General features: G+C 70.0%; 7 protein-coding genes. 1 reads left to right on the plus strand and 6 read right to left on the minus strand.

The features are described 5' to 3' along the window. Window positions 1–59 precede the first annotated feature (59 nt). A complete protein-coding gene (gene fxsT / locus ACFYPM_RS10150; RefSeq protein WP_387193555.1) occupies window positions 60–3,950 on the plus strand; it encodes an FxSxx-COOH system tetratricopeptide repeat protein in 3,891 nt (1,296 codons plus the stop codon). A 22-nt stretch (window positions 3,951–3,972) separates the two neighbouring features. On the opposite strand, the gene ACFYPM_RS10155 is transcribed toward fxsT, so the two are convergent. From ACFYPM_RS10155 to ACFYPM_RS10180, 6 genes are all read right to left on the minus strand, one after another. Continuing rightward, window positions 3,973–5,841: an aKG-HExxH-type peptide beta-hydroxylase gene (locus ACFYPM_RS10155; RefSeq protein ID WP_387193558.1), complete on the minus strand. Its 1,869-nt coding sequence runs from the start codon at window positions 5,839–5,841 to the stop codon at window positions 3,973–3,975. Window positions 5,842–6,194: 353 nt separating this feature from the next. Continuing rightward, a complete protein-coding gene (locus tag ACFYPM_RS10160) occupies window positions 6,195–7,316 on the minus strand; it encodes a hypothetical protein (protein WP_387193561.1) in 1,122 nt (373 codons plus the stop codon). A gap of 124 nt (window positions 7,317–7,440) precedes the next feature. Further along, window positions 7,441–8,457, minus strand: coding sequence for a LacI family DNA-binding transcriptional regulator (locus tag ACFYPM_RS10165; RefSeq protein ID WP_387193564.1), 1,017 nt, complete (start codon window positions 8,455–8,457; stop codon window positions 7,441–7,443). Window positions 8,458–8,510: 53 nt separating this feature from the next. Beyond that, a complete protein-coding gene (locus tag ACFYPM_RS10170; protein ID WP_387193567.1) occupies window positions 8,511–9,347 on the minus strand; it encodes a carbohydrate ABC transporter permease in 837 nt (278 codons plus the stop codon). Next, a complete protein-coding gene (locus tag ACFYPM_RS10175; protein ID WP_387193570.1) occupies window positions 9,344–10,342 on the minus strand; it encodes a carbohydrate ABC transporter permease in 999 nt (332 codons plus the stop codon). The genes ACFYPM_RS10170 and ACFYPM_RS10175 overlap by 4 nt, the downstream gene beginning before the upstream one ends. A 52-nt stretch (window positions 10,343–10,394) precedes the next feature. Then, window positions 10,395–11,690 (minus strand): extracellular solute-binding protein, encoded by a 1,296-nt coding sequence (locus ACFYPM_RS10180; protein ID WP_387193573.1) that lies wholly within the window; start codon window positions 11,688–11,690, stop codon window positions 10,395–10,397. Window positions 11,691–11,846: the final 156 nt, after the last annotated feature.

Consider the following 11,846-nt stretch of genomic DNA (forward strand, 5'->3'; position numbering starts at 1 on the left):
CACGACTCTCACCGTCCGGTGTCGCCGCCGACATCGACGACCGGGCCGCGGTGAGCCGGATGATGCCGTCAACCGTCGACGTCGCGAGCGGCCCTGCCAACGGGACGCGGTTCGATCCGGGGCACCACCCCCGGGACGTTGTCGTGGTCGTCGACGACGACGCGGTGCTGGAGTTCTGGACCGAGGAGATCGACGCCTTCGTCGCGCAACTGCGCGCCCAGCCGGGCTTCAGCTCGGTCGAGGTCTGGCGGCTGGCCGTCGACGAGGGCGCACTCGTGCTGACCGACAGCGCCGACAACGGTCCCGCCGCCCCCTCGGCACTTGTCGACCCGGCCGGGCAGCGCGTCGTTCTCCTGCTGACCCACGGCGGATCCGCCGCCTGGCGCGGCGGCCTCGTCCAACCTGTGCTCGTCTCCTGGGCCGCCAGCATGACGGTCGCCGTGGTCAACCTGTTGCCGCAACAGCGGTGGCGCGAGCGACTGATGGAGACGACCGAGGTGGCCTGGAGCCCGGCCGACTCGGATTCGGCGACGCGCCGGTGGTCGTGGCGGGTGAGCGGTCTGGATCTTCGCCCCGCAGAGGAGCAGGACGACGCTCGGCTGACAGCGGTTCCGGTCATCGAGCGAGGGGTCGACTGGTTGCGACGGTGGAGCGGGCTGCTCTCCGAGACGCCCACCGGCGACGTGCGGCTGCCCGCGCTGCTCCTGCCGCCCGATGGCGAGATCCCCCGCCGGGTGCACCGGGCGCTCACCGCACACGACCTCGTCGCCCGCTTCCGGGCCACCGTGTCGCCGGCGTCGTTCATTCTCGCGACCCGACTGGCGGCCGCGCCGCTCAACGCCCGGGTGATCCGCGCCCTGCTGAAGACGATGGTGCGGTCGGGGCCGGCGCAGCTGACCGAGGTGCTGACCAGCGACCTGGTCCGACCCGTCCTGCACCGGGCCGCGCCGGCGAACGACACCCGCATCAGGTACGAGTTCGCGCACGGCGTACGCGAGCGGCTCCTCACGCTCGGGTACCGCGACCGCACTGTCGAGGTCCAGCACGTCGTGGAGTACGAACTGGCGCACGACGTCGCGGCGGTGCGCAACCTGACCCTTCGCATCAAGGATCCGCGCCACACCTCGTACGAGCGCGTCACCCCGGCCGCAGAGCCCTATCTGCGGGTCGAGTTGGCTGTTCACCTCTCACTGGGCGGGCCGAACCTCGTCGCGGCTGCGCGGCTGGGCCAGGCGCTCGGCTCACCCATTCCACGGCAGGTACGTCGAGTACTGGAGCCATCTTCCGTTACCGCCCACAGGACCATGGAGTCCGGAATGTCTGACAGAGTGAATTCGCCGGACTCGGCCGCCTCGATCGGCACTGCGCCGCACGCCATCCTGGACGCCGAGACGGGCATCGACTCGGGCCTGCCGTCGTCGTCCCGTGACCTGCCGCCCACGCAGCGGCTCGACGGTCAGCAGTCGGCGCTCGTCGGCAACCTGCCCCTGCGGAACACGAACTTCACCGGTCGACGTGACCTCCTCGACCGGCTGCACCAACGCCTGCGCGCCGGCACGACGGCCGTGCTACCCGAGGCGGTGCACGGCGCCGGCGGTGTCGGCAAGTCGCAGCTCGTCATCGAGTACGTCTACCTGCATCAACAGGACTTCGACCTGATCTGGTGGATCCCGGCCGAGCGCCCCGCGCAGATCCAGTCAGCGCTTGTGGAGTTGGCGACGCGCCTGAACCTGCCCGTGCCCGCGACGGCCAACACGGCCGTACCGGCGGTGCTGGAGGCGTTGCGCGTGGGTCGTCCGTACTCGAACTGGCTCCTGATCTTCGACAACGCCGAGGATCCGGAGAGCGTCGAGCGGTTCTTCCCGAAGGGCGGCCCGGGCAGCATCGTGGTCACCTCCCGCATCGGTGCGTGGCGGCAGATCGCCAACAGCCTCCCGGTCGACATCTTCGAACGCCAGGAGAGCATCGACCTGCTCCGTCGTCGAGACCCGGACCTGGCCGTCACCGACGCCGACCGGCTCGCCACGGCGCTGGGCGACCTCCCGTTGGCCATCGAGCAGGCGGCGGCCTGGCGCGCTGAGACGAAGATGCCGACCAACGAGTACCTCGACCTTCTCGACACCAGTCGTCCGCTGTTCGACGACGAGACGACGGCGCGGCAGGATTACCCCGAGCTCGTCGCCGCGGCGTGGAACGTGTCGCTCAACTGGTTGCGTGAGCGGGATCCGGCGGCCCTGCGGCTGCTCCAGGTGTGCGCGTTCTTCGCGCCCGAGCCGATCGGCAAGGTGCTCCTGTCCAAGCCGCGTGCGCTGCGCATCCACCCCGACCTGGATCCCCTCGTTCGCAACCCGATCCACCTCAACCAGGCGATCCGCATGATCGGGCGGCTGTCGCTCGCCCGGATCGATCACCGGACGAACTCGTTCCAGATGCACCGACTCGTGCAACGCGTGCTGATCAACCAGATGGACCGGGAGGAACAGGAGGAGATGCAGCACGGCGCCCACCTGCTGCTCGCCGGCAACGACCCCGACCAGCCCGACAACAGCGACCACTGGCAGCGGTACGCGGACCTGTATCCGCACATCCTCGCCTCGCAGGCTGAGCGGTGCTCGAACGACCTCGTCCGGGACATGGTGTTGAACGAGGCGAAGTACCTGTGGCGATGGGGTGACCACCTGGCGGCCCGGGGCCTGTCCCAACGCGCGTGGGCGGCATGGACCGACAGCAGCTCGGACGGCACCGACCCGGACAGCCTCCGGGCAGCGAGCTGGCTCGGCTTCATGCACTTCGTCGTCGGTGACTACGCCGCGGCGGCCCCGCTGAACGCCCGGACGCTGAGGCTCTACCGGCAGACCATCGGCGACGACCGGGAGGAGACCCTGGACGCCATCGGCGCCGTGGCCGCCGACCACCGCGTCGCCGGCGACTTCACCGGCGCGCTGCAACTGTCGCTCACGGTCTACGAGCAGGCCAAGCGGAACTTCGGCGAGGATGAGCCGTTCACGCTGCGCGCCGCGCACAACCTCGCGGTGAGCATGCGACTGTCCGGCCTCTTCGGTCGAGCCCTCCAGCTCGACGAACAGACCTACCAGCGTCTGGTGCAGATCTACGGCACCGACCACCCGGACACTCTCAGCACCTTCGGCGGCATCAACCTCGACCGCCGGGAGCTCGGCGACTACGTGGCGGCGCACGCCAATCAGGAGACCGTCGTGGCGACGGCCCGACGAATGCTGAAGTACGACGATCACCCGTCGATCCTGCGCGGGAGCCGCGCGCTGGCGACGTTCCGGCGCAAGGCCGGCCGCCACAACGACGCCCTGGACCTGTCCAGCTACGTGTTGGGCCGCTTCCGGTCCCGCTACGGCGACAACCATCCGGACACGGTGCTCGCCACGCTGACGTTCGCCATCGACCAGCGGCTGAACGGCGACCTGCGGGCCGCACGGGAGTCGGCGGAGGTCGCGGTGGAGGGGCTTCGCCGACTGTACGGCGACAGCCACCCGCACACCGCGGGGGCTCAGGTGGACCTGGCGGTGACCCTCCGGCTGCTGGGCGAGTGCGCTCAGGCCCGGGATCTCAACCAGACCGCCCTGCAACACCTGACCAGCCGGCTCGGCGGGTCGCACCCGCTGGTGCTGGCCGCCCGGATCAACCTCGCGAGCGACCACTACGAGCTCGGCGAGTACGCCGAAGCCCACGCTCTCGACCTGGAAACGCTCGCGCTGTGTCGGCAGGTGTTCGGCAACAGCCACCCCACCACGCTCGTGTGTGCGCTCAACCTCGCCATGGACCTGCGCGACCTTGGTCGTGAGGCCGAGGCGAGCATGATGTTCGACAAGGGTCTCGAGCAACTGCGGCTGACCCTCGGCGCACAGCACCCGGCGGTCGCGGCGATCGGCGCCGGCGTCCGGGCCAACTGCGACATCGACCCGCTGCCTCTGTAATGACGGCGTCCACCCGGCGGGATCAGGCAGCCAGCCAACCCGCCGGGTCGAGCGTGTCGAGGTCCCGCTCGGGGATCAGCTGGCCGACCCAGGTGGCCAGCTCGATCGGGTCCGGACTGACCGTGGTGTCGCCGCGCGAGCGCAGCCCGTCGACGACGGCGAGGACGAGCTCCGGGCAACCCAGCAGTGCTCGCGTCACCGGGTCGGCGGGACGGTCGAGGTGGGTGAGGCCGAGGCCCACCCAGCCGTGCACGCTGGAGGCGTTCCCGTGTAGTTCGTCGAGGTAGGCGGTGCGCGCCCGCCGCAGGTCACCGGCCACCAGGGCGAAATCGGCCTCGGTGACGCCGGCGACCGTGGCCCCCACCCCGTCCGGTGCGGCCCACAGCCGGCCAAATGCGGCCGGGTCGACAAGCAGGTACCTGCGGAGTACGGCCCGGGCGTCGAGCAGGCCCTCCGGTGGCGCCGCCAGCACCGTGCGACCGAAGCTGGTCTCCGCCGTCGGATCACGGCGCTCCCAGGCTGCCGCCAGCGCGTCCCGGTCGGCGGGTGGTATGCGGATGTTGTGGCCCCGCCACATCGCGCGATGATCGACGGAGACGGCACCCGCCGCGTCGAGCGCGACGGCGGGGACCCGATCCTCCTGGTACGCCTTCAGCTCGGTGTGCAGGGTGTCGACGAACCGCTGGCCGTGCCCGGTCAACCGGCCGGACGCCGCCATCATCCGCAGGACGTCGAGGGTCTGCCGTCGCCACAGGGCGAACTCGAAGTCCGCGGCGGCCCGTTCGTCGAGCGGTGCGTCGTGTCGGTAGGTGCGCCAGAACCGGGTGATGCCGACGAACGCGTACGCGCCCTGGAGGATGCCGGCGAGTGGCCTGGGGTCGTCCCGCCAGGGGGCGTAGTAGCGGACGTCGCCGCCGCCCTCGACGAGGGTGAGCAGGTGGGACAGCGCACCGAGCTTGTGGTGCTGCGACTCGTGCACCAGGGTGACGGCCAGTTGTGCCGCGTCGTCCGGCTCGGAGAGCAGCACACCGCCGAAGGCCTCGGCACCGGATGCGGACAGTTGACGGAACCGGGCGCGCGGCGGCAGGGGTGCCACGCTGCGCAGGATCCCGGCGATCGCCTGCGCCCCTGCGCGCTGCTGACTGACCAGCAGCTCCCAGGCCTGCGCGAGAAGCGCGCGCCAACGGACGAGGTCGGACGCCGACAGCGGTTGGGGAGACGAGGGGCCCCGCAGGTCGCGGTACACGTCACGGTCGTGCAGTTCCACCCGGAGCGCGACGCCGTCCGAGTCGAGGGCGACGATGATCGGTGGGTGCCAGTTGGGGTCGTCGGCGGCACCGCATCGCACGGTCCGGGCGGTGCTCACCAGGTCGACCTGCCCGGCGCGGGCCCGCACCCGGACGACCGGCACGGTCGGTGGGATCGAGGCGGCACCCACCGTGGGGAGCACTGCCGCGCCGTCACGCGCGGGGATGTCGACGTCGAAGGAGAGGCCCGCCCGCACGGCGCTCGCCGCCGCCAGGGCGTGCAGGTATCCGACGTCCAGCCACAACGGCACGGTGGGATCGGGATCGTCGTGCAGCCGACGCAGGGTGTGGGCGGCCCAGATGCCGACCTGTGGTTGGGCGAGGACGTCCTCGGTGGCGGCCGGATCAACGCCGTGCGCCTGGGCGAGGAGCTGCCAGGCGTCCGCGACCGGCGCGAGCGGACCGGCCGCGTCGGGCCGCGTGGCGCAGCCGTCCAGGAGCGCCCGCAGCACGATCAGCCGCCAGCTCCGCTCGGACCGCCAGAGCGCCGCGATTGTCTGTCCGTCACCTGCACCGGAGGCAAGGGCCTGGAAATGCTCGGGATCGAGGTACGTCGGCCCCAACGTCACGGGATCAGACGACATGTCCCTCCGAATCCGGCCCGGCAGACCGTATCCGACTCGGGAAGGAGCCGTTGTAGCCGCTGATGCTGCCCCCCGAGTCGGCAACTCTCTCTCGCACCCGCGAGATGGCCGCGGTCATGCCGGGGCGGTCAACGGATCGTAGAGTAACAATGTCCACCGTTGACAAATCGAGCAATTCCGACTCGATACCGGTGAGGCCTTCCTCCATGTACGACAACCCTTCCGACGATGGCTCGCAATGGCTCCATCATCGCTTATGTCTGGAGCGCAACGAAAGCGTCACATCGAGCTACGCCCACCGCAACCCGCACCGCGGTGACGTGCGGGTCCGAGGTGGACCGTCGCGGCTCGGGTCAGGTGTACGGGACCAGCCGAGCGGCGCTCTCCTCGACCTGAGCCATCGCGACGTCGTCGCTGGCGAAGAAGCGGACCGCCTCCACGAGTTCCGCCAGGGCGCCCGGATACCGCAGACAGGTCCGGACGACGCTGATGGTGTCCGCCCGGGCCGCGCTGCTGCGTCGGATCGCGGCATACACCTGACCCCGAAGAAGGGACAGGATCTCCTCCCGGTCGTTGGGCCGCAGGAACTCCGGCATCGCCAGCAGAGCGTCCACGAGGGGACCGAGCAGGGACGGCGGCGGGGACGGCGAGGTCGGCGGCGCCGGCTGCCCCGCCGGAGGTCGACCGAGCACGAGGCCCTCGTCGCCGAGCGCGTTGCGGTACCAGAGGTACGTGGGGGTCTGCCCGGTGAGCCCGGTCGCCCGCAGCTCGGCGAACCGGTCCCGGAGTGCGGCCACCAGCCGAGCCGGGTCGCCGAGCAGGTCCGGGTCGTCGGATTCCAGCAGCCGCAGCACCTCCCGACTGAACAGCCCGGTACGTCGTACCCGCAGGTTGGCGGCGGCCTGTCCGACACCGGCGGCGAACAGCACGTCCTGTGTCCGACCGGCGGCGGGTTCGCCGGCGGGAAAGGTCTCGTTGCCGGGTGTGCGCAGCGCGTGCGGGCGGTCGTGCGACTGGCACGCGTCGACGATCCACAACTGCCGGTCGAACGACCGCACGAGGTCCGAGGCGAACGTGGCGAGCATGGAATCCAGGTCGAGTGAGCCGGCGTCGGTGGCGGTGGCGTCGGCGTAGTAGAGCCGCCGGTGCCGGCCGGTGTCGACGTAGCCGTGGCCTCCCCACACCACGTAGAGGGTGGACTGGGGGCGGGTCGGCAACTCCCGGAGCAGCACGTCCCGTACGGTCGCGCGGTCGGCGGCTCGCACGACGACCCCCGGCGGGACGGCGCTCGGATCGGGTTCGGGGGCCAACAGCAGGGTCACCTGCTCCGGCGGCACCCCGCCGTCGACGAACCGGCGTGCGAACCGGATCGCGTCGTCGACCGGCCCGACCAGACTCCAGTCGCTCCCACCCGCGTACCTGTCGATGCCGACACCGAGCACCTGGACGTCGCGGGAATCAGGGCCGAGATCCACTGTTCACCCCGTCTCCGGGCTGCGACGGAGTGAGTCAGCACGCATCCGGTAATCATGCCCCCGGGACCGCGTCGACGACGCCCTCCGCGAGGCCTGATCAGGGGCCTGTCGCCGGGCGCTGATGTCACCGGGGTGGTGCGGCACTGTCGCGGACGACGAGCTCGGTGGCCAGCTCGACCCGAGGGCTCTCGGTCCTCTCGCCGGCGGCGAGGCGGAGCACGGTCCGTGCGGCCAGCATGCCCATCTCGGCCAGGGGTTGACGCACCGTGGTCAGCGGCGGGGAGCACCACCGGACCTCGGGCAGGTCGTCGAAGCCGACCACGCTGACGTCGTTGGGCACCCGCAGGCCGCGTTTGCGCACCGCCTCGTAGACGCCGAGCGCCATCTGGTCGCTGGAGGCGAAGATGGCGGTGGGCGGGTCGGGCAGAGCCAACAACTGGGTACCGGCGCTGAATCCGGCCTCGTGGTAGAAGTTGCCGGGGCGGATGAGGGCGTCGTCGACGGGGATGTCGGCGGCGCCGAGCGCGGCCCGGTAGCCGTCCATCCGGGCCCGGCTGCACATCAGGTGCGGTGGCCCGGCGATGAAGCCGATGCGGCGGTGGCCGAGGCTGATCAGGTACTGGTTGGCGCTCAGGCTGCCGGCCCAGTTGGTGGCGCCGATGGTGGGCGACTCCTGCGGGTCGACGCCGGCCGGGTCGATGATGACCACCGGCAGGTGCAGGCGGCGCAGCTCGGCCTGCAACGGTGGGTTCACCATCGAGGTCACGAAGATGATGCCCTCGGTGGAGCGCGTACGCATGTTGTCGAGCCACTGCTTGGCCGAGGAGATGCGCCAGTGGATGGCCGACACGACGGTGCCGACGCCGCTGCTCTGGCCGACGTCCTCCACCCCACGAATGATCTCCACGGCCCACGGACTGTCCAGGTCGTTGAAGACCAGGTCGATGAGGGCGGCGTCGGTGCGCCGGGCCGGCGACCGGCGACGGTAGCCGTGCCGGTTGAGCAACGCCTCGACGCGTTCCCGGGTGTCCGGGGCGACATCGGATCGCCCGTTGATGACCCGGGAGACCGTGGGCACCGAGACACCGGCCAACCGCGCGATCATCGCGATGGTGACGTTTCGGCCGTTCTCCGCGCCCACGGTCGCTCCTTCGTCTGCCGAGAGGCTTCAGGTCTGCTCGCGGTGGTGCGGTGTCACCCCTTGACGCTGCCCGTGAGGCCCCCGATGAGCTGCCGTTCGGCCACGGCGTAGAAGCCCAGGGCCGGGATCATGGACAGCACGACGTACGCGAGCACCCGGGCGGTGTCGTCGGCGTACTGGCCCTGAAAGGCCTGGACCCCGACGGGAAGCGTCCACCAGCTCTGGTCGCTGAAGACGACGAGCGGCAACATGAAGTTGTTCCAGCTGGTCACGATCGCCAGCACCGAGACGGTGGCCAGGGCGGGACGGGCCATCGGCAGCAGGACCCGCCAGAAGAACCCGAAGGAACTGCACCCGTCCAGAACAGCTGCCTCCTCCACCTCGGCCGGGATGGTGCGGAAGAACTGGCGCAGGATGATGATGGTGATCGGCAGCCCGAAGGCGGCCTGGGGCAGGATGACGCCGAGCGGGTTGTCCAGCAGGCCCATGCCGCGCAGCAGGATGAACAGCGGCAGGATGGCCACCGCGAACGGGAACATCAGGCCGATCGCGAAGAGGGTCGCCAGGAACTCGCGGCCCCGGAACGCGTAGCGCGCGAAGACGAACGCGGCCATCGCCGCCGCGCCGACGACGATGACGGTGCTGCTGACGGCGATCAGCACACTGTTGCCGAGCTGTCGCCAGAACAACCCGTTGGCGAGGATGTCGACGTAGTTGCCCACCCAGGGGTCGGGCCAGCCCAGCGGGTTGGTGGACAGTTGACCGTTGTCCTTGAAGCCGCCGAGCACCCCGAACCAGACCGGTACGACGATCAGCGCGCCGACGGCCACGCAGATCAGGTGCAGCACGATGCTGCGGGTCCGCTGGGCGCGACTGATCCTGGCGGTCATCGCTGGCCTCCCTGGTTGGTGATCGCGCCCGCAGTGTCCCGACGCAGGACCATCCGCTGGTAGAGCAGGGCGAAGACGAGGCTCAGCAGGAACATGATGATGCTGATCGCGCTGGCGTAGCCGACTTCGAAGCGGCGGAAGCCGTACTCGTACATCGTCACGGCCATGGTCTCCGAGGAGTGGATCGGGCCACCACCGGTGAGCACCCAGACCATGTCGAACAGTTGGATGGTGCCGATGACGGACAGGAACACGCTGATCCGGATCGTCGGGCCGAGCAGGGGCAGGGTGACGTGTCGGAACGCCTGCCAGGCGGTGGCGCCGTCGGTGACCGCAGCCTCCGAGAGCTCCTTGGGGATGCCCTGTCGGGCCGCCAGGAACAGCATCATGTAGAGGCCGAAGTACTTCCAGGACACCACCAGGAAGACGGCGAACAGCACGGTGTCCGGGTCGGCGAAGACGGCGCCGGCATCGGCACTCAGCCACCCGGAGAGCGCCTCGCCCAGGCCCCGGTTAGGTGAGAACACCAGGGTGAACAGGACGGCCGTGGTGACCTCGGACAGCACGTACGGGGCGAAGAAGATCAGCCGGTAGACGGCGCGGCCCCGCAGGGGCTGGTTGAGCAACATGGCCAGGGCCAGCGCGGCGGGCAGTTGAACGGCCAGCGACAGCAGCACCAGCACGAACCCGCGCCACAGGTCGCCACGGAAGGTCGGGTCCTGGAAGGCGCGTGTGTAGTTGTCCAGCCCGATGAAATTCTCCGGCAGCCCGAAGCCGTTCCACTTGTAGAGGCTGCCGTAGCCGGCCACCAGGATCGGGGCGATGACCAGCAGCAGGAACAGCACCAGGGCTGGTGTGAGGAAGATGGCGAGGACACCGCCGCGGCCCGGCCGGGGCTGGCGGCCGCGCTGACGCGCGGTGCCCGGCCCCGGTGCCGGCGGGTCCGTCGCCGTGTCGCCGCGCCTGGTGTCCGACACGGTCGATGGCGTGGTCATGCCTACTCCACTGGGGTTTTGCGGCCGGCTACGGATGGGTGGGAGAGCACGGTCAGACGGTCTTCGCCACCTGCGTGATGTCCTTGACGACCTGCGCGGGCGACTTGTTGCCGGCGATGAGTTCGGCCACGCTGTCGTTGATCTGTGAACCGAGCGCCGGCGCGTACGCCTGGTCGAGGTAGAGCTGGAAGCCGGTGTAGCTGGCGAGAGTGTCCGCCACGGTCTTGGCGTTGGGGTCGGTGATGGCCGACGCGGCTTCCTTCACGGTCGGTAGCACCGCGCCGGTCTTCGTGGCCGTGCGCTGGTTGTCGGCGCTGAGCAGGAACTTCAGGAAGTCGACGGTGGCCCCGGGCGCGTTCTTGCCGACGGCGAAGCCATTGCCGCCGCCGAACACCTCGGTGGCTGCGCCCTTCCCGCCGTCGACGGCGGGGAACGGGAAGAAGCCGAGCTTGTCGCCGATGCCCTTCTTGCTGGTGGAGCTCGTCGCCTGCGTCGCCGGCGCCCACTGCCCCATGAGTTCCATGGCGGCGCCACCGTTGCCCATGGTGGCGGCCTGTCCGTCGGGTGAGCTGTACGAGGCGCCGAGGAACCCCTTCTGGAAGGGCTGCAGGTCGACGAGTTCCTTGAGCCGGTCGCCGGCGGCGACGAGGTCGGGACTGTCGAAGTTCTTGTCCGTGACGGCCTTCTGCAGCGCGTCCTTGCCGCCGATTCGCATCGCGAGGTAGGACCAGTAGAAGTGGGCCGGCCACTTGTCCTTACCGGCCAGGGCGATCGGGGTGATGCCGGCGGCCTTGAGCTTGCGGACCGCGTCGAGCACACCCGTCCAGGTGGTGGGGACGGCGGTGATTCCGGCGCGGGTGAAGAGGTCCTTGTTGTACCAGAAACCGACCATGCCGATGTCGAACGGAACGCCGTAGATCTTGCCGTCGATCGTGTACGGCTCTATGGCGGCGGGCAGCAACCCGCCGATCCACGGCTTCACGTCGTCGGTGAGGTCCTTGACGAGGCCCGCATCGACCTGCTGCTTGAGCACGCCGCCGCCCCAGGACTGGAAGAGGTCCGGCGGGTCGCCAGCCTGGGTGACGGTGGTGAGCTTGGCCTTGAACGCCTCGTTCTCCAGGGGCTGGATGTCGAAGGTGACGTTGGTGTGCGCCGTCTTGTACTCGTTCGCGATCGCCGCCCAGACGGGCAGCAACGGGTCGGTGTTCTGGATGTGCCACCAGTTGATGGTCTGCGGCGCGTTCGGGTCGCTGGACTTGTCGTCACCGCTGCAGGCGCTCAGCAGGTAGGCACCGGCGCCGGCACCGGCGAGGCCGAGCAGCGTTCGGCGGGAGAGGTGCGTAGTCATGATCCATCCCTTCGGGGACTCACAGGGTGCTCGGACGCCGGCCGAGCCGGCGGGTGGGACTTATGGATCTCCGGAACTTTCATTGCTTCGCCGGTATTACCGGTCGATGGCCGGCACGCTACGAGCTGTGGCCGCAACGGTCAAGACCTCTGTCCT

It is taken from the genome of Micromonospora sp. NPDC005203, assembly GCF_042872705.1.
Taxonomy (GTDB): Bacteria; Actinomycetota; Actinomycetes; order Mycobacteriales; family Micromonosporaceae; genus Micromonospora.

Coding starts and splice junctions, on each gene's coding strand:
- fxsT (WP_387193555.1), top strand. CDS start 60: ATGATGCCGTCAACCGTCGACGTCGCGAGCGGCCCTGCCAACGGGACG.
- ACFYPM_RS10155 (WP_387193558.1), bottom strand. CDS start 5,841: ATGTCGTCTGATCCCGTGACGTTGGGGCCGACGTACCTCGATCCCGAG.
- ACFYPM_RS10170 (WP_387193567.1), bottom strand. CDS start 9,347: ATGACCGCCAGGATCAGTCGCGCCCAGCGGACCCGCAGCATCGTGCTG.
- ACFYPM_RS10175 (WP_387193570.1), bottom strand. CDS start 10,342: ATGACCACGCCATCGACCGTGTCGGACACCAGGCGCGGCGACACGGCG.
- ACFYPM_RS10180 (WP_387193573.1), bottom strand. CDS start 11,690: ATGACTACGCACCTCTCCCGCCGAACGCTGCTCGGCCTCGCCGGTGCC.